Source organism: Pseudomonas sp. VE 267-6A, assembly GCF_024126555.1.
Taxonomy (GTDB): domain Bacteria; phylum Pseudomonadota; class Gammaproteobacteria; order Pseudomonadales; family Pseudomonadaceae; genus Aquipseudomonas; species Aquipseudomonas palmensis.
Genome location: NZ_JAMYBY010000006.1, coordinates 156300 through 178763 on the forward strand (window position 1 = coordinate 156300; position 22464 = coordinate 178763).

Sequence of the window (22464 nt, forward strand, 5' to 3'; positions counted from 1 at the left end):
AGCCGTGCAACCAGACCAATAAAAAAAGGTGCAACTGCCATGTCTGCCTCCCACTCGGCGTCCAAGGGACGCCTGAACCTTGAAACACGCTCCATCGATTACGTCCCGCTCGCAGAGCGCCACGGCAAGGCGTGGCACCTGTGGCCCATCTGGTTCTGCGGGGAAGCGCACCTGACCACCCTGGCGGTGGGCATCATCGGGGTCGGCATGGGCGCCAACCTGTTCTGGTCGGCGGTGGCGATCTTCCTGGGCTGCGCCTTCGGCACGCTGTTCATGGCCGGCCATTCCACCCAGGGCCCGCAGATGGGCCTGCCGCAACTGATCCAGTCGCGCCCGCAATTCGGCTACCTGGGCGCGTTGCTGGTGTATGTGGTGGCCATCGCCACCTACGTGGGCTACAACGCCTTCAACCAGTTGCTGGTGGGCCAGACGCTGCACGAACTGTTCGACGTTCCTGAAAACGGCTCGGCCATCGCCTTCTCGCTGCTGGCGATCGTCATGGCGATTGCCGGCTACAACACCTTCCACAAGGTGCAGCGGCTGCTGGCGTTCGTGCTGATCGCGGTGATGCTGGTGTTCACCGTGGGGCTGTTCTTCTTCGTCAAGCTGCCAGCCGATCAGCTGAGCGTCTCGGACTTCAAGGCAACGCCGTTCCTGGCGCAGTTCTTCGTGGCCGCCGCGTATCAGCTGAGCTGGGCGATCTACGTGTCGGACTACTCGCGCTACCTGCCGGCCAACGTCAGCGTGCGCTCGTCGTTCTGGTGGACCTACATGGGCGCGATGATCGGCGGGGTGTGGATGATGCTGATCGGCGCCCTGGCCGCGGCACTGAGCCCGGGGCAGAACCTGGCCAAGGGCCTGGTGATGCTGGGCAACACACTGTTCGGCGGCTTCGGTGAATGCCTGCTGATCCTGGCGGTGCTGAGCCTGGTGACCAGCGCGGCGCAGAACTTCTACGGCGCCTCGATCACCTTGCTGAGTATCGCCGACACGGTGAAGACCCAGACCTCCACCTTGTTCAAGCGCATCGTCTCGATGCTGTTGGTGGGCGGTACCGCGATCGCCATCGCGATGACCGCCTCGGACAACTTCGTGAAGGACTTCGGCGACTTCCTGGCCATCCTGCTGTACCTGTTCACCCCGTGGACGGCGATCAACCTGGTGGACTTCTACAAGGTACGCCACGGCAAGTTCTCGATTACCGAGATCTTCAAGCCCAACGGGATCTACGGGCGCTGGAACTGGCGTGGCATCGGCGCCTACGTGGCAGGCTTCGTGGCCATGCTGCCGTTCTCCAGCACCGGGCTGTATACCGGCTACGTGACCACGCTGCTCGATGGCGCCGACATCAGCATGCTGGTGGGCCTGGTGGTGTCGGCGCTGGTCTACGGGTGGCTGTGCCGCACCCAGGACATCGCGGCGGAGCTGTCGCGCATCGATGAACTGGACAAGGACCTGGAGCGCGGCCTGACCGCCAACTGAGCCTGTCGACGATTGCCCCGGCGTGCGCGACGCACGCCGGGGCAATCGCCATTTCCTGTCACTTGCCCGGGCAAAAGTTGCTAAATTGTCGCCTCGCTTGGCGACTGAGATGTAGCCGCTGTCCGGAGACCGGGGCCATGCCCCGCAGTGCACAGGTTGTTGACGTATGAGCAGTGAGCCCGAAGTAACCCAACCCAGGAAGCGTCGAACCCGCATCGACCCCGAGACGCGCCGCAAGGCCATCATCGAGGCGACGATGCAGTGCATCACCCGCTATGGCCACAGTGGCAGTACCCTGGAGCGCATCTGCGCGCAGGCCGGGGTGTCCATCGGGCTGATCGGCCATCACTTTTCCAGCAAGGAAGAGCTGATGCTGTCGACCTACCAGGAACTCACCGACCAGCTGCGCGAAGAAACCCGCAAGTACCTGGCGGTGCAGGGCGGCACGCCCGAGGACCGTCTGCTGGCGATCATCCGCTCCTCGTTTCGCGGGCAGATCTTCAACGAGTTCATCCTCACCACCTGGCTGGGGTTCTGGGGGGCGGCGGTATCGTCGGAGCAGCTGCGCGCCTTGAACAAGAAGCTCTATGCCGACTATCGCAAGGAACTGGAGTCGGTGTTCAAGGCCATCGGCAAGGCACAGGGCACGCAGATAGACGCCAAAAGCGCGGCGTTGACCATCACCGCGCTGATCGACGGCTTCTGGCTGGAATGGGCGCTCGACCACAAGGCCTTCAGTTCGAAGAAGGCCGAGAAGTGCTGCATTGTCACGGCGCAGATGTTCGTCAAGGGCGCCGAACCGCTGCAGCCTTGAACGGCTAGGCGAGAAACTCCGGCTCGGCGGGGGGCGCCTGCGGGGTGTCCTCGCGGATGCTGATGTACAGCGCCGCACCGCACACGCCCACCAGCCCCACGCTGGCGATCACGATCTCGCCCAGCAGCATTCCCACGATCAGCAACAGCAGGCTAAGCCGGCAGAACAGGGTCATGGCTGTCTCCTTGGCAGTTGGATTGTTGTGCGGCCTACCTTATACGTTCGCCGTGGCTGCATGCAGCACCGGCGCGTTGCCATGGCATTGCTTCCCTGTGCTTTGGCCGAATTACCACCTGCGCCCAGGCCGGCCGAGGGCTACTTCGGGGTTGAGGGGCAAGACGTGGCCGGAGCGCTAGCCGTGACCGGGCAGTGGCTCAGAAACGCCTGCAGACCTTGCTGATAGTCCTGCGCCGGCATCAGCTCGCTGTGCCTGGCAATCAGGCAGGCCATGCCCTTGGCGCGCATGTCTGCGCTCGCCACGTGGTAGAAGTCCGGCGTTTCCAGCAGGTGTACGACTTGCTCCCAGGCCAGGACCGTCTTGCCGCCCCGGGCCTTGTCCAGCGTGAAGCCCTGATCATCGAAGCTCAGCTTGTACGTGTCCTGGGCCGATTTCAGGGGTGCCCGAAGCCTGGCCTCTATCAGGCGCTGGTTGAGCCCGCGTACCGGTGCCCGGGGCTTGGCGTGGTTGGCGGCGATCCGCGCTTGCAGGTGGCCGACCCAGCGCCCGGAAAAGCGCCACCACAGCGGGATGAACACCAGTGTGAACAGCAGCAGGGCGATGGCTTTCTCCGGGGTGATGCGTCGCTCCGGGAGATACACTGCCAGCAGGGCGCCGATCAGGCACAGGGCGAACATCAGCGGGCCGATCAGGCGGCTCTGCCACCTGGCGAAGGTGGCCAGGGCGCGGGCCTGTTGCGCGTCCTGCTTGAGCAGTTCCTGCTTCAGCGCTTCGGCGATCAAGGACTGGAGGTGGTCGGGGGTGATGCGGTAGTGCAGTTCCATGAGGGGGAATCCGAGGTCCGTCGGGGAGGGCGGCAGTCTACCGGCTTGCGCGCTGCAGGGGCGCGGCTCAAGCGGGAAACTGCGCCATGTGCCGCTCCACCCACGCGTACAGCTGCTCGTCGAGCTGCGTGCGCTGCTGGTTGAAGCGGGTTTGGCAGGCGTCGAAGAGCGGGTCCTGCTGGACCCGTATGGCCAGCTCGACGTGGCGTTCATCGGCATGGGCCTGGCGCAGGTGCTGCTGGCGCTGATCGGCCTGCTCCAGTGTGTTCGCCAGGGCATCGAGCTGCAGGTGCCTGAGTTGGGCGATGGCCTGGGGCAGGTGAAAGTGCAGGGCACTGTCAAAGCCTTCCCATTGCTCGAAGGCCAGCCATTCGTGGATCACCATGAAGCAGCGCAGCGCCGGGGGCAGTTGATCCAGGCGCTCGAAATCCAGCCAGTACTGGCGGGGCAGCTGTCCGGCGGTTTCGATGGCCTGGGCGATCAGGTCCAGGGCGCGTGGTTTGTCCTGGTGATGGTGGCGCAGAATGCGCTGGGTCAGGGTGAAACGCGCTTCGTCCAGGGCGGTCAAGGCGCGGCTCAGGTCGTAGCCCGCACTGTGCAGGTACTGGCGGGCCTGGTGGTGTGGCAGCCCGGATTTTTCCATCAGCACCTGCAGCAGTTCGGCCTTGTACAGCTCGGCGGCCTGCTGCGGGTTGCCGGCGCAGCGTTGCAGCAGGGCCCGGGCGTGACGCAGGCCGATGGGCAGGGCGCTGCGCAGTTGCGCAAGGGCCTGGGTGAGTGTCGGGTCCATTGACGGCGGTGCCTCGGTGTCTGCTGGGGAGCGGGTGTGCAAGAATGCCGGCTCATGACTGATGGACACAACCAGAGGCGCAACAACAATGAACCGTCCGCTTTTCGTTTCGCTGGATGGCCCCAAGGGAACCGGCAAGACCACGCTGCTGGAAGCCGTGACCCAGGCACTGCGGGCTGACGGCAGAAAGGTGGTCCGGCTGTCCGAGAAAAACAGCGACCCCGGCCGGGGCGAGACGATGGCGCTCGTCAACGCACTGGTCAGAAACCCCAGCCGGTCGCTGGAGTGGGCGGTTTGCGAACGCCTTGCCGAGAGCAGGGCCTGGATTTCCCGCCAGGTGCTGACCAGGCAGCCGCCCAACAGCATCATCCTGATCGACCGCTGGTATCCATCGGATGCGGCGTTTCGCCGGATAGTGCCGTTTGCCGAGATTCTGCGGTTGAACCTCGAGCGCGAGGTGAGTGTGCCGGACCTGCACGTCGGGGTGGTTACCAGCCCGCAGATTTCGTGGGCGAGGGCGGCGGCCAGAACGCGAGGGCTGGGCAGTACCGTGATGTTCAGCCTGGAGGAGCAGGTTGCTGCCACGCAGGCATTCGAGCAGGCGGTTGCGGATAACGGGTGGGTGCTGTGCCGTAATGAAGGCACGGTTGAGGAGGCGGTGAGGCAACTGGTTTGCGAGATCCATGCTGCCAGTCAAAGGATTCACAAGGCGATCGGTTGATCGTCCCATACCCAGAATGTGCCGTTCAGCACCATCCGATTTTCCAGCGCTGGCTATCCCTGAGTTCCTGCCAGTCGAGCAGTTGTTTTCGCCCGCTGTGCACGGCCTGCAGTTCGATCTGCAGGGGTGTGCCGTGCTCATCGCAAATCAACTCGGTGACCAGGAAGTGCTTTTCACGGTTGACCGGCTGGCAGGCGGTCCACTTTGACAGCCCAAGCTTTCGTGGATTGAAACGGTTCATGCGTCCTCCGGCAGTTTCGAGCAGATTGCGAGTTGCGCAAGAGGCTGTCGACTGCTGAAGCAGTGCCTCTCGACCCAAGGTGAACGCTCGATCAACGCGTTCGGGGTCTCGGGACGCTCCACTGTAGCCTCTTTCAACCAGGCTCGCAGTGTGGCGCGGGCTTGGGGGCGGCCTGGCCGTTGACCGCATCGGGCATCGGCGGGTGATCCTGCACGGCCTGCATCAGGTCTTCTGTCAGGCGCAACTCGGCACCGGTAGGCGAAAAGGTTGCCGAGGCCGTGAACGGCGCAGGATTGACCGGTACCGGGCGCTTGCCGCGACGCCAGACGAAAAACGTCACCATGCTCAGGTTGACCACCGCGAAGGCCCAGAACAGCCCGTTTTCGCCCAGCGATGTCATGACCGGCGAGATCATCAGCGGGCTCATGGCAGAGCCCAGCGAGTTGATCAGCAGCAGGCCCTGAATCATGGGTACCAGCGCCTCGGGCGACGCGCGGTCTGCTGCATGGCTGACCGCTACCGGGTAGAGCGCGAACACGCCGCCGCCCAGCAGGAACAGCAGTGCGGCCAGCAGCGTCGCGGACAGCGGCAGCAGTACCACGGCCAGCGAAAGCACGCTGCATACCGCCGCAAGCACGGTCAGTACTTCCAGGCGGCCCCTGCGGTCGGACCAGCGCCCTACGGGATACTGCAGCAGCATTGCCCCGAGAATCGTCCAGGCCATCAGGCTGCCGACTTCGCCGATATCGTGGCCGATACGCTGCAGGTACAGCGGAAGCAACGAATACACGGCGGCAATGGCCACCCCTGAGCCAAAGCAACCCACCAAACCGGTAGGCGTCACCCCCAGCAGCTGTCGTGGTTTGAGCGGCTCGACCTGGTCGAGCAGCGGCGACACCCGCGGCAGGATCACGATCGGCAGCACCGACAAGGACGCGAGCATGCCGGCGACCATGAATGGCGCCGTGTCGCCCCAACCGGTGATCTCGCCCAGGGTTGCCTGGCCCAGCACGCCAGCGCCGTACAGGGCGATCATGTAGAGCGCTAGCAGGCGCCCGCGGATCTTTGCGTCACCGGCCAGCAGCAGCCAGCTTTCAATGACCAGAAACACGCCGACAGTGGCCCAGCCGTTGATCAGGCGCAGCACGAACCAGCCCCAGGTGTCATAGAACATGCCCTGCAGCAGGATGGTGACGCCAATCAGCGAGGCGAAGCTGCTGTAGGCACGGATATGGCCGATCCGCAGGATCAGCCGGTCGTTGAACAGGGCGCCTAGCGTAAGGCCGATGAAGTAGGCCGAGGCGACGATACCGATCATCGTGGCCGATTCTCCGGCTTCGCCCAGGCGCAATGTGGTCAAGGACGACAAGGCACCATTGCCCAGGGCGATGATGAACAGGCCCAGCAGGGGCGCCAGCGCCATGGCCAGCAAACGCGGAGACATAAAAACCTCGAGTGACCTGCTGCACGGCGCCTTCGGGCAGTACGCGCGATGTATCGAACGGCAGGAAAGGGCCAGCCAGGGCAGGGCGATGCCACCTGCAGACTGTAGAAAAGGAGGCGAGATTTTAAGCATTGCGCGGCATTTGCCAAGTCACTTTGCTGCGACGTTCGGACGCAGGCGGTGAGGGGTGGAGGAAAGTGCGCAACCTGTTCGCCATTCTGGCGTTATGTCTTAAGATGGCCGGTTGCCGAAAGAACCGTCATGGCAATCGCCATGAAGGGCTTTCATCCTTTGCATATCAAGTGTGGTGAAGATGAACAGGCCTTTCATTTCGCTGTGCCCTGAAATTACCCGGGCACATGCGCTGACGTTGATGGACTGGTTGGAAGACGAACGTGTTACCTGCTATCTGAGTGATTCGCGTGATGTTTCTCGCTCCATCGAACAAGCCATCGATCGGACTCAATTGCCGATCCTGACCCATCTATTCAATCGGGGCGGCCGATTCTTCATGGCCTATGACCGGCATGACGCCCCGGTCGGCTTTGTCCGCCTCGTCAAGACTGGCTCCAACTGCGAGATCGTCCTGGTCATCGGAGACAGCGACAAGTGGGGCCGAAACCTTGGCGCCCGTACGATTCGCGAAGGCATGAAACTGGCCTTCCTCGACATGCGGGCCAAGAAGCTCATCGCCAAGATTCACCCGGACAACACGCGCTCGCTGAAAGCCTTTGTACGCAGCGGCTTTGTGCTGGAGAGCGAAACCCCGACATTGAAGTCATTTGCCATGACGATGGGGCGCTACCTCACGTTCTTGCGCGAAGGTGCCGTGGGCGACTCCACCGGGATCTACATCACAGAAATCGACAAGGCCAGGCTCGAGGGCCTGATCGCGCTAGAGGAAGGCCCGACCGTGGTGGAACTCGAGCATGAGCTCGAGCGGGCCATCGTCGTGAAGCCGCAGCAGGTGGCGCGCAATGTCGTCACGATGAACTCCAGGGCCTTGTTGCAGCTGGACGACGAGGAGATCGAAGTGGCGTTGGTCTACCCCGAAGACGCGGACAGCAGCACCGGCAAGCATTCGGTGTGTTCCGACATCGGCACCGCCATCCTCGGCTATCAGGAGGGGGACGCCATCGACTGGCGAATCGCTGATCGAACCCGCCGGATCGAGATCCGGAAGGTGCTCTATCAGCCCGAGGCTGCGGGGCATTTCCACCTGTAGCTGCGCTTTTAGTGGATGGTGGCTATACAGTGGCTATGCTTGGCGTTTCGTAACCCGGCTCCACGAGCCACCTGATGCTCGATTCCAAGGACGGACCATGCACGCTGAAAGGGATAGCACAAACATAACCGGTGTGATTCGAGCCTACGGCGCAAGGTCTCTTGAGACCGAGCCAGCCTGGGCTGCGTTGAATGACACTGGCGGTGCGAGCGCCGCGATTGGCGATGACGGGAATGAGGCTGCTGAAAGTACCGACAAGGACGCTTTCGGTCGCGCCATGAAGATGAAGGCTGCCCTTGACCCGTTCAGAGGCTTTGCGTGAGTGCGCAAGTCTGGATGGCGAAATATGGTGCCCTGCGCACCACGCCAGAGGCTGCAGGCAATGGCTGCGCGCAGCAGACCGTATCGGTGCTGCTGGAGGAGGGCTGTACCCTGTGCGATCAGGGCGAGTTCGATGCCGCACAGGCATGCTTTCGTGCCGTTGTGCAGCAGTGTCCTGACTGGGCTGTTGGCCATAACAACCTGGGTTGGGCCTTGCAGCAATCGGGGCGCAACGAGGACGCAATTTCGAGCTACAAGGCTGCGATCAACCTGCAGCCTGCCTTCGACCTGGCCAGGGCCAACCTGGCCTTTTTGCTGGCCACGCTGTATGGCCACATGGGCCAGCACGATTCGGCCCGTGGCATGTGGAAGGTCCTCGGCGAACTGTACCCGCGCGATCCAGAGATCCTGGAGCAACTCGTCAGCACTTCATTGCGTACTCACGACCTTGACGCTGCGGGCCTGTGGGCTGCGCACTATGCCTCTGTAGTTCGTGGTGACGAGCGCAGCCTGTCTCAACCCGGTGCCTGCGAAGGGCGTGGTGCTGTACCGAGGGCTTCGCGGGCGAAGCTGGCCCACGACCTGGAGCAGTTACGCTATTTGCGAGACCACCAGCTGATTGGTCCGCGTATTGAGGCGGAGATTGCTAGCTATGAGGCAGCTCTCCAACCATTCGAACAGCCCAACAGTTTGGCAACACCCCCGGCCAACGTCGCTGCGCTGCCCCCGAGCTACGGGCGTAATGTGCACCAGTTGCAGGCTCCGCGACTGCAAGAAGGGGCCTTGAAGATGAGCCAGGCGCTGCTGCGAGCTGAACGCGATTACCTGGAGAGCCCCCTGGGCCTGGTCGTGATCGACGACTTCCTGTCTGCTGATGCACTGGCGCTTGTGCAGGCGTTCTGTTTGCAGTCCACCATCTGGCATACCGACCGATATGCTCATGGTCGGCTCGGCGCGTTCTTCAGGGAGGGTTTCAATTGCCCGCTTCTGCTGCAGGTTGCCGATGAGATTCGGCGTTGCTTCCCCCAGCTTATCGGCAAACATCACCCATTGCTTCAGATGTGGGGGTTCAAGTACCAGCATGACCAGCCTGCGACACACCCCCATGCAGACTTTGCCGCTGTGAACGTGAACTTCTGGATCACGCCGGACGAGGCAAACCTTGACCGCGACTCGGGAGGGCTTGTGGTCTACGACGTCGAGGCGCCCTCTGACTGGGATTTCGAAACCTACAATCGCCAAGGTGATCGAATTGCTGCCTTTCTGAAGGAGGCTGGAGCCCGGCGCACAGTCATCCCTTACAGGTGCAATCGCGCTGTGATTTTCAACTCAGATCTGTTCCATGCCACCGCGCCACTGGCTTTCCGGCCGGGCTACCTCAATCAACGGGTCAATGTGACGCTGCTCTTCGGGGAGCGTGGCAGCGCGCCGGGGCAATGAGGCTGCCAGCCCGGTGAGGTAGCCACCGGGCTGGCAGCATCGGCTATTCGCCTTGCGTGCGGATGTCTACCTGCATGCTACCGACGTTGTCCGTCAGGCCCGCACCATAAATCCCGTTGAGGTCATCGTTGATGCACAGTTGCAAGACCCCCGACTGTCCTGCCGGCACCTTGACCTGAGGCCCAACCAGAAACGGTGCGTTGTCGCCAATGCGGCCGATCAGGGCCCCCTCGAACTGGCCTGGCAGGGTATAGCCTTGCTTGGCGCGATAGTTCGTGTTGCCGGCCGGGCCTGTTTTCCCTGTTGCCGGGTTGGAAGTCCAGGAGCCTTGCGCTGCAATCAGGGTGACCTGGCGGCCAGTCACGGTCAGGCCGCTTTGCTGCCAGGCTTGATTGGCCTGAATGGTCACGGTGACCGGATACAGGATGTTCACTGCATCACTGACGCTGGAGGCGTCGAAACCCGCTTTGCCAAGGGCTTCATTCATCTCGGTGGCCGGTGTGGCTGGCAGCACTTTCGGGTTGAGAATGGTTTTCCCGACGTCAAGCGCAGTCAGGTCCGGATAGGTGGTGTGCAGGATGATTGCGAGTTGGGTCGCGGTCAGGGGCGAGAAAACCTCGACCACGGCTTCGGCCACTGCGGTGTTGTCGGTGGTAGCCCCTCGGGCATGTGACTGGAGCTGGGCCAGTGCCTCTTTGACCGCCTCTAGGGGGCTCAGCCCTTGTTGCTTAAGAGACTGCAGTATGCTGATCAGGGTTTCGGTGCTCATGCTGTTTACCTGTCGTAGTCGCTGTTTGTAATGGGGTGAATGACGCAGTTGAACGGTGGATCTTCTTGCTCGGCATGGCGGCGTCACTGATAAGCGAGCACCAGCGCAGTTGATAGCTCCACAGGCGAGATGGCGGGGTACGCCACCTTGAGGCCTGTCGCGGTGTCCGTTGCGAGGTAACCTGCCTTTGCCATGGCGCGCGCCATCTCTGATACGCCAAGCTGTGGGAATGCCTTCAACAGATTGACTGCGCACAGCTCTCCAGGCACGCCCTGGTCACGCTGGGAGGCGGCAAACTGCAACGGATCGGGATACGCCAGGGCAAGTACGGTCGCCAGCTCAAGAGGTGGGGTATCAGGCCACACAGCAAGCAGGCCATTGCTGGTCTCAATGGCCGGGTAGCCGCCTTGCGCCATGGCGATGGCCAAAGTGTCCGGTGTCAGGTTCGGGAATGCCGCTATCAACTGCGTACCGCACGCGCTCCCCTCGATAGTGAGGGCATGCAGCGCGGTGGCCATTTCTGATGCGGTTGCATAGGGCGTAATCGTCACCTCGACGACGGCCGACGGCACGCCCGCTACGTAGTTCACCTGGTCAGCGCCAGGCAGCGCCCAGACCTGCACCTGGTAAACGGAAGGCGAATGCGAAGGGCAGGGTAGAGCGAAGTCTGCATGCTCGACGCCGCTTTCCTCCCGGGCGTGCAGCTCAATAACCAGAGGGGCAGCCCCTTTCTTCTGCGCCAATGCCTGGTAGCGCAATGCACCAGCAACCGAACGCCAGCGCAACGCAACATTGCTGCCGATACTGCTGGCCTGGAAGTCCTGGGGCTGGCCTGGACGTACAAGCGTCAGCGGCTCGCTGTCTGGACTCGCTACGGATGCATGCCCACCCTTGGCCGTTACGCTGAAGCGATAATCCCCCGCTGGGGAAGCCTCTTCGAAAATGAATGCGTATGTCGCAGGTGGGAGCGACTGATCTGCGCCGGGCTCGATCTGGACCCTATCGGTCGCACTCCCGGGCAGGCGGGTAGAGAGCTCGTACGAGGAGGCCCCGGCAATCGGTGGCCAACTCAGCTGCACTCCATATGCTGGCGCCGGGACCGTGGTGTCTGCTTGAGCGCTGGGTTGGGCCGGCGCTGTCAGCCGGTTGAAGGGAGCCGCCGCCCAGCGGGTGGCCGATTGTTCATGAACACCCTGGACCTGGGCCGTGTAAGGGCCTGAAGGCCACTCTGGGCCAAACTCGAACTGGGTCTGCCGGGCCGCACCCGCCAGGTCCGGGTTGTTCAGCAGGATGGTCGCGGCACTGTCGAGCAATTGCGCGTGATAGCGCGCATTGCCCTGGCCACCCCCCCAGGTCAGAGTGACCACACGGTTGGTGATGGTGACTCGCGGATCAACAGGCGGGCTCTGTGTCGCGGTTCCTGTTCCTGTTCCTGTGCCGCCAGTGCCAGTGCCAGTCCCTGTGCCTGTGCCAGCAAAGAAATCTGCAACCGCGACTACGGCCCCGGCGACCAGGGCCCCAGCAGCGCCGGCCCCCGCCTCTGCGGCTGTGGCTGCGGCAAGGGTCTCTGCAGCTGTCGCAACAACAGCATCTGCTGCTACACCGTCGATCAAGGCCTGGCAGGCAAGAGTAGCGGCATAGGAGGCCGCGGCTTTTCCCGCGGTGAGGCCAATGACGGCAGCAATGGCCTCTCGGTTTTTCACCAGGGCTTTGACAAATGATTCAGCTGCTGCAGCCAGAGCACGTTCGATGTAGTTGCCCAACTCGGAAAAGCTGATCGAGTTGGGTAGGGGGATCGACACCAACCCTGGAAATGGAATCGCTACCGCGGTGAGGGAGGTCTGCGCGACGCAGAGCGTATAGGACCCATCGAGGACCAGCGTTACCCCCTCATCATTTTCCTGGGTACCAAACGAGACACTCACGCGGAATTTTGACTGTAGAAGCTTCTCGAAGGCGAACCCGACGAGTTTGCCGCACCCGGCGCTGCCCTGGTCGGAGAGTTTCTGCAGTGTCTTGATGAAATCGATGGCGTTGGTCAGATACTCGAAACTTGGCCAGTTCGTCACCTGGAAGCCACCGTCCTTGCTGTACCGAAGCCCCAGGGATGTGCCAGCGGGCAGGAACGGTGGGTAGTTCGATAGCGCCGTGAGCGTACCGTCGACCTGGGTGTTTCCCTTCGCGTTTCTGGTGGCTTTCACGCGGACGTCGACGCCAAATTGTTCCTGCATGAACCATAGGCTGCCAACGAAACCCATAGAGGATTTCTTCTCGACGGTAGACAGCTCGAACGCAGGCCCGCCGATGGGCTGTGAGGCGCGTGATGCCGCGATGGTCACGATGAAGAGGTCGATGGGCTTGCCCAGGCTGATATCGGCAGTGACGCCATCCTCGGCAATCTGGATCGTGCCGACCACTTCCAGGGTCTTGACGAGTGTCAGGTCGAACAGCGCCCTTATGTTGAACCCATTCTGGTAGTCGATGCTGGCGCTAAGTTGACGATCGGGCAGGTCCCCCTCGGCAGGGCATGAGAATGTCTCCAGGCTTGCGAGTTGGCTTCCTGCGGCCGAGCGGTAATACAGCTCGCTGCCTGCCTTGAAGGTGATGTCGATGAGCGAGGTCGGCCACAGGGCCCCCGGGATGCATTGGTTGAACACATCACCGATCGACAGTGCCTTGTCGACTTTTATGCTGGCCACCTGGGGTTTGCCGTTGTGCAGGTAGATGTACCCGGTCAGCTGGGCTGAGCCGACTCTGACCGTACCCTGGACCTGGAATGTTCGTTGATCATCGTTGTCGCCATAGCGAGCGAATATCCCGAACACCAGGCGCTGGAAGGTAATGCCACGCATCTGGTCGCCGAAGAGCCTGGTAACGCTTTGATCGGGTTCGGCACTTTTCAAGCAGGCTGAGAAGGTTCTGTTGACCTCGTCCGAGTTCAGTACCCCTTCGAACAGATACTGCTTCTCATCAAAAAGGGACACACGCAGCTTGCCTTTGACATTGAGCTGTCTGGCTTCCTTGAAGCGATATCGAACCTCGACCTCTTCAAAGCCGAACAGCTTGAACAAGCGGATGTTCGGCAAGCTGGCCAAGTAGATCGCGTCACTCACCGCCTTGCCGGCGACAGTCCCTCTAGCCAGCACCGCGGAGAGTGAGAGCTTGTCACCGTCGCCAGAGGGCGAGGCGTACCCTATTTCGATCAGGCTGCCGAACAGCTTGATATCGTCGAGGCTTACCGTCAGCCAAAACCCCGCTGTATTGGTCATCGGCTCGGTGGCACTGGAGACACTGAGTGGAACCGGCGATTGCGGGAAAATCTTGTCCAAAGAGGTGTTCGGGGGGACCGCCCCGTTGCCGAAATGACTGAATGTGAAGAACCCGGCATCCATCACCCTCAGATATTCGGCCGGAAGCTCGATATCGAAGGCTTTGTTGAGTTCAGCGAGAACATTCCACCCCTGTGCATCCTCTGCTCCCAGGTCTGCATAGATCAGGCTGTACTGGCGTGACAGGTCCAGCTGGCACTTGCTTCGGGCGGCGATCTTGCGACCAAAAATCTCCGACCAGGCAAAGTGCGCCGTAACGCGGATATCCATGGGCGAGGGGCCCTCCCGCAGGCAGGTACATCAATGCGGTGGGGCATAGTGACATGCCCCACCGTGGAGGAGTCAGGCCTAGACTTCGAATTTCCCGTCTTTGTATTTGCCTTCGGAGACTTCAACGTTGAGCGCCTGGACGACCTTGGCGTCACCACCAATGGCGTCGGAGATCAGGTCCATGGGGGGTGCAACCGCAACGTATACCTGGTCGGTGGCGCCGACAGCGACTTCGAGAAGTGTCTGCAGTACCGCGTCTGCGGCTTCGCCTTTGGAGGTGACAGTGAAGATGAACGGCTTATCGGCAGTCGGTGCGGAGTTGGGGATGTTGAGCGAAGCTTTGTAGGTCTTGTTGTCGATCAAAAACTCAGCATTTACTTTGGCACTGATACCCATTCTGAGAGCTCCTTGCTGCATGGACTGGGGGGGGGAGGTGGCCACCTTCCTGGTGACGCGACGGTGGCGCTTGGAAAAGTAGTAGGCACTCGGCGATATAGCAAATGGCCACGATCTTTTCTTGCCTCGCTGCAGGTGCGTTGCGGGCGCGGCATTCCTTCGCTCGTGGGCTACCGAGGGCGGCCACGCAGGTAAAGAAGGTGTCTGCAGCATCCGTGGCGATTCAATCCTTCTGGAAAAATCTGGGAGCACAACGCTGTGCGTCGATCTGCGTCGCGATTTCATGGGCTGCGAAGTTTCGGCCAACTGCCGCAATTGCCCATATTGCCTGCTTGATCAGGTTGCTCACTGCCATGTTCTTGAGTTCAGGTGCTCTGCATGAAAAACAAGAAAACTCAATTGATCGCTTCGTACTGGACACTGGCTGGGAACACGTTTCCTGGCGCGCCCAGTGAGGTCGCCACTTTTAGCCTTCAGGATCGTGTATCTGCAGCAAGTAAGGCCGGTTGGAGTGGGCTGGGGTTCACCTATGCTGATTTGCTTCACTTGGAGCAGACCATTGGTATTCGAGAAGTCGCCAATCTGCTCAAAGAGCATGGCCTGGAGTACGCTGAAGTCGAGTTCCTGACCGATTGGCACTTGCAAGGAAGCAAAAAGCAAGCGTCCGACTACAAGCGAAAGCAGCTTCTGGAGTTCGCGGCGGCTATCGGGGCCCAGCGACTCAAATGTGGGGCTGGTGTGTTGGAGCAGGGCGACCTTGATGTAGCGGGCATGCGGGCCTCTTTCCTGGCCTTGTGCGAAGTCGCAGCTGAATTCTCCATCGATGTAGCTATCGAGTTCATGCCGTTTTCCAAAGTATCGACTATCGACAAGGTCATGGCAGTCACCCAAGGCTTGCACGATAACGCAGGCATGGTCATCGACAGTTGGCACGTAGCTTATGGTGGCATGGAGATGTCCGAGATTGCCAAGATCCCAGCACCTTTGATCAAGGGCGTGGAGCTGAGTGACGCCATGTTCGTGATGTCGGACAACCTGATAGAGCAGTCCAACCACCAGAGGTTGCTCATCGGTGACGGAGAGATCGATATCTGCGGGTTCATTCACAATGTGAGGCAGACGGGCTTTGACGGGCCCTGGGGCGTCGAGATCATATCGGGCATTCATCGTGGGCTTGCGGTGGATCAGATGGCTGAACTCGCTTACCAATCTGCGATGCAGTTCTTCGAACCCCCTTACGCCTGACAGACTGAGTTCCGATGTTTTTCATCGGGCTTCATCTTGTGGAGCTTGGGCTCAAGCGTGGGTGAGCCCGAACGTGTGCGTCTCATTGCGTCGATTTTTCAAGGGGTGCGAAATGGAGATCTCGCCTGATGGGAAAAATAATCTTCGGTCCTGGAAGTGTTCCCTGCAGCAGGCTCGCACCTCGTCATCGGCGTTCAACAAGAAGGTATTCCAATGAAGCTCACTGGGGGCCAGATTCTGGCAAAAGCGCTAAAAGCCCACGGGGTACAGTACGTTGCTGGCATTCCCGGCTACGGTTCTTGGGCCATGGTGGATGCCTTCCTTGAGCCTGGATCCGAGATTCCCTTCATCCAGGTCATGCAGGAACAGAGCGCCGTTCATCTGGCCGATGGTTTCTTTCGAGCCTGCGGACGGCCGATGGCAGCGTTACTGCCAGCCGGTCTGGAAACGTCTAAAGCTGTCTGTGCGTTGGCTACGGCGTCAGCGAATTCTTCTGCCGTACTGGTTCTGAGCGGGGATAAGGAAAGGTCGTTGGTTGACGCTGCGAAAACCGCGTCTCGAGGCGATAGAGCAACACTTTGCAAGGTCGATTGCTACGTGAACGAGGTCGACGCAATTCCGGAGGTTCTGAGGCAGGCATTCGTTAGCATGCTATCGGGTCGGCCCGGGCCGGCCAGCCTTGCATTGTCGGTCAGTGCGCAGATCGGCACGTCAGAAGCCAAACTCGATTTCTCGGTTCAGCGGCAGGCCAATCTCAAGTCATGTCCGGATGCGCAGGTAGTGTCGAATGCTGCTGCGCTGCTTTGTGATGCCCAGCGCCCGGTGATTCTGGTGGGGGGTGGCGTCATCAATGCTGACGTCACTGATGAATTGGTGAAACTGGCCGAGTACCTGCACGCTCCGGTCGTCAGTACATCCGGTGGCAAGGGCGCATTCCCTGATGATCATGCCCTCAATGGCGGCGCTATCGGCCGTCTAGGCAGTACTTGTGGCAACTGTCTTTTGAGTAGTGCAGACCTGATCCTGGCTGTTGGCAGCCGGCTGGAGAATGTGTTGGACCTGGGGTGGGGCGGGGGACGAGATTCTGCCCTTGCTCATGCGTGTCTGGTGCACATCGATATCGATGCAAAGCAGATTGGCAAGCGCCATGACGTCGACCTGGCAATCGTTGCAGATGCGAAGCTGGCCTTGGATGCAATTGGATCGGCAATCACCGCGGCTCAACGCACGCAGTTGGCCACCAGGCGGGCGCCCTATCTGAAGGAAATTATTGCCCTGAGACAGCAGTGGGATGAGCAGGTCGAGTTGCTGAGTAACAGTGACTGTGCTCCTTTCAACCTGCAGCGACCGCTGCTGGAGCTTCGCAACTGGATCGAAAGCGACGCAATCATCGTTGTAGGCTCAGGCGGCGTCAAAGGGGCGGTGCACCAGATGTTTCCCATCTACCACCCGCGCACTCACCTCACGTGTGGTGACTCGTCATCGCTCGGTTGGGCAGTTCCTGCTGCAATCGGCGCCAGGCTCGCCATGCCCGCTCGCCAAGTCATCTGCCTGGTCGGTGATGGCGATTTCCTCCACTCGCTCCAGGAACTGGCGGTCTGCGTGATGCATACCATTCCTGTCCTGTTCGTCGTGTTCAACAACAGCGGATACATGTCGCTGCGCGACGGGCAGAACGGGGTGTTCGGGCGCCATTATGGTTGCGAGTTCAACTTTCCAGATGGCAAACCATATTCTCCACACTACGCAGAGGTTGCGAGGAATTTCGGGCTCGATGCCTGGCGTGTGGAGCACGCTTCGCAATTGAAGTCGGTGTATCAGAAGGCGCTGAAAAGCAATGGGCCGTCACTTGTTGAGGTGATCGTTGCGCGTGAGGGGGCAGGGCCGGTGTTACAGAATGACCTTTCTTTCCCGGCCCCGCAGTACGCACGCTGAAGCGCTCTTACCTGCGTCGCACGTCACACCTGACGCACGATGCAAGGTCTATGTGGCCTATCTCGATTTTCTGCCGTTGGTCTTGCCTGATCTCTGTGGCTGCTACGCCGGGACTTGAGCCTGCCGTACGGGGACTGCTGGGTTTTTTCTCAAACTACGCCTGCAAATGCGTCACTGTGCGTCAATCAGGTTGGAGCTGCGAAATTGAGCGCGCTATGGACTCTTGGGAATACTTCGCTCATCGGATGGGAGAACCAAGCTCATTTTGAGCGCATCCGTCCTAGGCGAAGCAAATCAACAAAAGGGAACAACCCATGGCGTACTATCTGAAATCTTCAACCACTCAGCCAGCTGGAGAGGCGGACAGCGTACAAGTACGCCGAATCGTCGAGGAGATGATTTCCGACATCAGCAACCGCGGCGAAGTGGCAGTTCACCAATACTCGGCAACGTTTGATAAATGGGACCCCGCCAGCTTCCGCCTGACTCAAGCGCAAATCGACGAATGCCTGGCCGAGCTGACCCCGCAGCAGATTGATGACATCAAGTTTGCTCAGGCGCAGGTTCGTAACTTCGCTCAGCATCAGCGCAACTCGATGAAAGACATCGAGGTCGAGACGCTGCCTGGCGTGATTCTGGGTCACAAGAACATCCCGGTTGAGACGGTTGGCTGTTACATCCCGAGTGGCAAGTACCCGCTGTTGGCCTCGGCTCACATGGGCATCATTACTGCCAAGGTCGCCGGTGCGAAGAAGGTTATCGCGACTTCCCCGCCCTTCGAAGGCCGTCCAAGCGCTCCGGTGATCGCTGCAATTCACTTGGCCGGCGCCGATGAGATCTACTGTATCGGTGGTGTGCAAGCCGTTGCTTCGATGGCCTTGGGTATCGGTGAATTCCCTGAGGTCGACATGATCGTTGGCCCAGGTAACGCCTACGTTGCAGAAGCCAAGCGTCAGCTGTTCGGCAAGATCGGTATCGACCTGATCGCTGGCCCTACCGAGACCCTGGTTGTTGCGGATGACTCGGTTGACGGCGAGCTGGTGGCAACCGACCTGCTAGGTCAGGCTGAGCATGGCCCGACCTCGCCGGCAGTGCTGATTACGACCTCGCGCAAGCTGGGTGAAGACACCCTGGCTGAGATCGAGCGTCTGCTGGGGCTGTTGGACACTGCTGAGATCGCGCGCAAGGCTTGGGACAACTACGGTGAGGTTATCATCTGCCAAAGCCAGGAAGAGATGATCGTGGAAGCGAACCGTCTGGCTTCCGAGCACGTCCAGGTGATGACTCGTGATCCGGACTACTTCCTGAACAACCTGCAGAATTACGGCGCGCTGTTCCTGGGCGCCCGCACCAACGTTGCGTATGGCGACAAGGTGATCGGTACCAACCACACGCTGCCTACTTCGCGTGCTGCTCGTTACACCGGCGGTCTGTGGGTTGGCAAGTTCCTGAAGACCTGTACGTATCAGCGCATCCTCACAGACGAGGCCTCGGCCATGATCGGTGAATACTGCTCCCGTCTGTGTATCCTGGAGAAATTCACTGGCCACGCCGAGCAGGCCAACATTCGTGTTCGCCGCTACGGCGGTAAGGATGTTCCGTTCGGTGCGGCTGCTGAGTAACACCGTGCGCTCATGAAAAAGGCTGGTCAGTGATGACCAGCCTTTTTTCGTTTGCCCGGTTTGCGAGTGGCGCGCGTGCTGACTCAGCCCTCACCACCCCACAGGATGGTCGAGCTATCCCCTGTCATGTACTCGCGCACTTCCAGCGGCACGGACAGGTCGCTGGGCAGTATCACAGTCGCGTTCCTGAGGTGCTCGCGGCGGATCAGCCCTTTGTCCACGTATCCAAGCGCCATGCGCGTAGAGAACGGCTGCCGGTAGGACGTGGACGCTACACCGGTTATCAGGCCGTAGAGGAAGCGAATGGGGCGTCGGTGCTGTGGCGTAAGGATCGAGCAGGTAATCTCGTTGCGCTGCTTGCTCTCAAAGTCGATCATGAAGATTCGGTCGCCCAGCAACAAGCAGAACCCGTGATAGGTGAACGAGCAGCCGATTTTTCCACTGCCATCCAGCAGCGGGAAGCGTTCCACGGTGACGTACTGCACCATCGACTCAGCGCGGTACAGGCAGGTGACCGAGCGAAGAATGCGACCCTTGTAAATTGACGAGTTGTGATAGCGGTAATAAACACCCAGATAATCGTTCAATTGCTCAGGCGAGTTTTTGGCCAGTGGCAAGAAGTGCGTGAACTCTTTTGATGAGCGGAGCCCCATCGGCAGTTCGTTTTCAAATCCTTCGTAGAAGCTTTTAAACTCAAGGGGCGATCGGAATAAGTCGTCAACCTCCATCATGAAATACCTGGAGATTTTCTGCAGGATTTTCTGAGAAGGCAGGTGCTGTCCCGCGAGATACTTGTTGAACTGTTGCCGATTGACATCAACTTTTCGACACAGGTCTGCAACAGAACGGCAGGACTCTACAAGCGTCATTAAGTTTTTCTGAAGATTGAGCTGCAAGTCGTACCGGTTTTGACTGCGTTCAACTAGATTGGGCGTAATCGTTACAGGCATTTCTTATAATCCTCCACTACGAATAGCGGCCCGCCCAAGCTGTAAGCTTCGGCAGTATCACTCCCAATACTGGAGGAAACTGGGGGCACACACTTCATCGAGCTACACGGTGATTGAAAACTCAAGCATGCTTTGTGCCATCTGAAGCAAGGCAGGGTTTTCAATGGCATTCTCCGATTTTTGAGTTTTGCTGTCTCAATCCTGTACATTCTGCGTCAGAATCGACGTTCGGTCTACTGTGTCGAGCAATGTATCCGCTCTGTTTCAGGTCTTTGAGGGTGGGCACGCCGCTGCATGTTCCGTAACTGACTTATGACAAAATGGTGTTTTGAATGAGTGAAAGTAACACTGGTAGGATTAAGGGATCCTCCATCTCGCGCGTCATGGAGATTATCGAGGCTGTCGCGCTGGCCAAGGCGGCCCTGTCCCCGGCAGACCTGGCATTTATGTTGGATATTCCGAAGCCAAGTATTCATCGCTTGCTTCAACAGATTCAGGCTGATGGTTATCTCCAAACCAATATGCGTGGGCTGGTTGTGCCAACAGCGCGGCTTCATAAAATAGCCATGGGCGTCATTTACGCCAGTCGCTACAAGGCGCTCCGGCAATCAATTTTGCGTCGACTGTCAAGTGAGTTGGATGAGACTTGTGGCATCGCGATGCCCGACGGTATTGATATGGTGTATTACGACCGTGTTCAAAGTGACTGGCCATTGCAGTTGCACCTTCCTGAGGGGGCGCATGTTCCCATGTGGTGCACGGCCAGTGGGAAGTTGTACTTGAGCACATTCTCTAAGTCTCGCCGCCAGCAAATACTTCAAAATCTCGCCCTCAAGCGGCTCTCGAAAAATACTATTACCAGTGCTGAGCAACTGGAGCTTGAGCTGTTGAAGATCAGGTCGACAGAGATCGGTATCGATAACGAGGAGTTTGTAGAGGGCATGGTGGCTTGCGCGGTGCCTATCAAGGATGCAAGTGGGCGCCTCATGGCGTGCCTCTACGCGCATGCACCGACGGTGAGGAAGAGCCTGGCGGATCTGCTCCGATTCCAGCCAAACCTTCAGCAGGCGGCGGCGGAACTGTCGAGCCTGGTGGAGGAACCCTTGGGGGAGGAGTAGGGCGTCCTGATAACGCATAAACCAGGGAGCCCCTGGTTTATGCGGGTGGTGCTGAGACCTGGCGAGCCGGCGCTTAACGCACGGCGAGATTTCCGGGGGTGGTGCACGCCTGGTTAGCTGGCTTGGCGCGTACGCTCAGCGGGGCGATGACGGTGACGATCGCCATGAGTACCAGCGGCAGGTAGAAGAGTGCTTCGATTCCGTAGGTGGTAATGATCAGCGAGTAGATAGCTGGGCCGCCGAGCATGCCGAAGAAACCGATGCCGTTGACGATGCCCACGTTTCGGCCTGCGTTCGCAGGATCCTTCTGGCCGGCCGCACCCAGCATCAGAGGAGCGATGCAAGCCAGACCTGCACCCAGTAGCGCACAGCCGACGACGCTCATGAGCGGCTCTTTGCTAAGGGTGGCACAGAGCATGCCGACGATCGATACGACGCAGCTCAGGAACAGCATGCTTGCGCGGCCAATTCGCGCCGCCAGCCAGTCACCGGTCAGGCGAGCAATGAAGCCGGCACCAGTGTAAAGGCTGATGGCCATGCCTGCGGTGGTGATGCTCATGCCGCGCTCGCGGTGCATGAATTCCTGTCCCCAGTCGCTGACAGAGCTCTCACCAATCATGCCGGCGATCAGGATGAGGCCGAATACGACCATCAGAGACAGTACGCGCCAATCCATCTGGCTGGTCGAGGCAGCAGCACCGGTTGGTGTTGGTACAGGCAGAAGGTCATCTTTGCCGAGCATGAATTTGCTGGTAATCAGACCCAGGATGGCAAGTGACACGCCTGCGGTTGTGAAAGGAATAATGGCACTGTCGGTGGAGAAGCCGGCCAGGTAGCTGGCGATGAAGCCGAACAGGAAGCCACCCAGTGAGAAGAAGGCGTGGAAAGAGGACATGATGGGGCGTTGATAGTACCTCTCGACCTCCACACCATGCGCGTTCAGGGCTGTGTCTGTGGCGCCGCGCAAGAAACCGAGCATGCAGGCGAACACCATGGCGAACCAGTATTCAGGGGCCACCGCCAAGCAAATGAACGAGACCGGATAGGCGCAGAGGAGTACTCGCAATACAGCTCGCGGACTGAAGTAGTCGACCGCGTAGCCGACCAGGAAAGCGCCGAACGCAGCACCCACGGCGATACCCAGTGCCAGCATGCCGAAGTCCATGTCGCCCAGGCTCCCGGAGAGGCCAAGGTGATTGCGAAATGCAGTGACGCCGACAGACCACGTGTAGAAGAGGGCGCCCAGAAGCATGAAGCCAGAGAAGGTTGCCATGCGCGCATTGCGGATTTTGGGTGTCACGAGAGAACTGTTTTGATTGTTGGATTGCATTTTATCACCTGCCCGGAAGT

At 59.9% G+C, this 22464-nt stretch carries 19 protein-coding genes and 1 pseudogene; 9 read left to right on the forward strand and 11 right to left on the reverse strand.

The window, feature by feature from the left end:
* Positions 1-39: 39 nt before the first annotated feature.
* Together NJH59_RS08790 and betI are read left to right on the forward strand one after the other, a co-directional pair.
* Entirely contained in the window at positions 40-1482 is a 1443-nt protein-coding gene (locus NJH59_RS08790; RefSeq protein WP_253086660.1) for a cytosine permease, read from the forward strand.
* Positions 1483-1648: 166 nt separating this feature from the next.
* Entirely contained in the window at positions 1649-2296 is a 648-nt protein-coding gene (gene betI / locus NJH59_RS08795) for a transcriptional regulator BetI (RefSeq protein WP_052504246.1), read from the forward strand.
* Between the two features lie 4 nt (positions 2297-2300).
* Here betI and NJH59_RS08800 read toward each other — a convergent pair whose 3' ends face one another.
* The 3 genes from NJH59_RS08800 to NJH59_RS08810 form a co-directional block, all read right to left on the reverse strand.
* Complete coding sequence (locus tag NJH59_RS08800) at positions 2301-2471, reverse strand: hypothetical protein (protein WP_173925048.1); 171 nt, start codon at positions 2469-2471, stop codon at positions 2301-2303.
* A 140-nt stretch (positions 2472-2611) separates the two neighbouring features.
* Positions 2612-3298, reverse strand: coding sequence for a hypothetical protein (locus tag NJH59_RS08805; RefSeq protein ID WP_253086661.1), 687 nt, complete (start codon positions 3296-3298; stop codon positions 2612-2614).
* Positions 3299-3365: 67 nt separating this feature from the next.
* Positions 3366-4088, reverse strand: a complete 723-nt coding sequence (locus NJH59_RS08810) for a DUF4375 domain-containing protein (protein WP_253086662.1) — start codon at positions 4086-4088, stop codon at positions 3366-3368.
* An 88-nt stretch (positions 4089-4176) separates the two neighbouring features.
* Here NJH59_RS08810 and NJH59_RS08815 point away from each other — a divergent pair, with 88 nt between their 5' ends.
* A complete protein-coding gene (locus NJH59_RS08815; RefSeq protein WP_104572467.1) occupies positions 4177-4809 on the forward strand; it encodes a dTMP kinase in 633 nt (210 codons plus the stop codon).
* Positions 4810-4834: 25 nt separating this feature from the next.
* Here the strand turns inward: NJH59_RS08815 and NJH59_RS08820 are convergent, their stop codons facing one another.
* Entirely contained in the window at positions 4835-5050 is a 216-nt protein-coding gene (locus NJH59_RS08820; protein ID WP_054914496.1) for a TIGR02450 family Trp-rich protein, read from the reverse strand.
* 133 nt (positions 5051-5183) lie between these two features.
* Positions 5184-6494: an MFS transporter gene (locus tag NJH59_RS08825; protein WP_253086663.1), complete on the reverse strand. Its 1311-nt coding sequence runs from the start codon at positions 6492-6494 to the stop codon at positions 5184-5186.
* 261 nt (positions 6495-6755) lie between these two features.
* Here NJH59_RS08825 and NJH59_RS08830 point away from each other — a divergent pair.
* A pseudogene (locus NJH59_RS08830) lies at positions 6756-7719 on the forward strand (GNAT family N-acetyltransferase).
* Positions 7720-8037: 318 nt separating this feature from the next.
* Entirely contained in the window at positions 8038-9480 is a 1443-nt protein-coding gene (locus tag NJH59_RS08835) for a tetratricopeptide repeat protein (RefSeq protein WP_253086665.1), read from the forward strand.
* Positions 9481-9523: 43 nt separating this feature from the next.
* Here the strand turns inward: NJH59_RS08835 and NJH59_RS08840 are convergent, their stop codons facing one another.
* From NJH59_RS08840 to NJH59_RS25490, 4 genes are all read right to left on the reverse strand, one after another.
* Positions 9524-10249, reverse strand: coding sequence for a hypothetical protein (locus tag NJH59_RS08840; protein ID WP_253086666.1), 726 nt, complete (start codon positions 10247-10249; stop codon positions 9524-9526).
* An 83-nt stretch (positions 10250-10332) separates the two neighbouring features.
* On the reverse strand, positions 10333-13848 hold the full coding sequence (locus tag NJH59_RS08845; protein WP_253086667.1) for a hypothetical protein: 3516 nt from the start codon (positions 13846-13848) through the stop codon (positions 10333-10335).
* 78 nt (positions 13849-13926) lie between these two features.
* The gene (locus tag NJH59_RS08850; protein WP_054914501.1) at positions 13927-14244 is read right to left on the reverse strand and encodes a hypothetical protein; all 318 of its coding nucleotides are present in this window, start codon (positions 14242-14244) and stop codon (positions 13927-13929) included.
* A gap of 223 nt (positions 14245-14467) precedes the next feature.
* Positions 14468-14593, reverse strand: coding sequence for a hypothetical protein (locus tag NJH59_RS25490; RefSeq protein ID WP_263010523.1), 126 nt, complete (start codon positions 14591-14593; stop codon positions 14468-14470).
* A 29-nt stretch (positions 14594-14622) separates the two neighbouring features.
* On the opposite strand from NJH59_RS25490, the gene NJH59_RS08855 reads away from it, so the two are divergent.
* The 3 genes from NJH59_RS08855 (at position 14623) to hisD (ending at position 19046) form a co-directional block, all read left to right on the forward strand.
* The gene (locus NJH59_RS08855) at positions 14623-15489 is read left to right on the forward strand and encodes a sugar phosphate isomerase/epimerase (protein WP_253086668.1); all 867 of its coding nucleotides are present in this window, start codon (positions 14623-14625) and stop codon (positions 15487-15489) included.
* Positions 15490-15702: 213 nt separating this feature from the next.
* Entirely contained in the window at positions 15703-17424 is a 1722-nt protein-coding gene (locus NJH59_RS08860) for a thiamine pyrophosphate-binding protein (protein WP_052504248.1), read from the forward strand.
* A 314-nt stretch (positions 17425-17738) separates the two neighbouring features.
* A complete protein-coding gene (gene hisD, locus NJH59_RS08865) occupies positions 17739-19046 on the forward strand; it encodes a histidinol dehydrogenase (RefSeq protein WP_088515025.1) in 1308 nt (435 codons plus the stop codon).
* A gap of 83 nt (positions 19047-19129) precedes the next feature.
* On the opposite strand, the gene NJH59_RS08870 is transcribed toward hisD, so the two are convergent.
* Positions 19130-19996, reverse strand: a complete 867-nt coding sequence (locus tag NJH59_RS08870) for a helix-turn-helix transcriptional regulator (RefSeq protein WP_043859788.1) — start codon at positions 19994-19996, stop codon at positions 19130-19132.
* Between the two features lie 332 nt (positions 19997-20328).
* Between NJH59_RS08870 and NJH59_RS08875 the strand changes: the two genes are divergently transcribed.
* A complete protein-coding gene (locus NJH59_RS08875; protein WP_043859787.1) occupies positions 20329-21114 on the forward strand; it encodes an IclR family transcriptional regulator in 786 nt (261 codons plus the stop codon).
* A 73-nt stretch (positions 21115-21187) separates the two neighbouring features.
* Here NJH59_RS08875 and NJH59_RS08880 read toward each other — a convergent pair whose 3' ends face one another.
* Positions 21188-22444, reverse strand: coding sequence for an MFS transporter (locus NJH59_RS08880; RefSeq protein WP_116053979.1), 1257 nt, complete (start codon positions 22442-22444; stop codon positions 21188-21190).
* Positions 22445-22464: the final 20 nt, after the last annotated feature.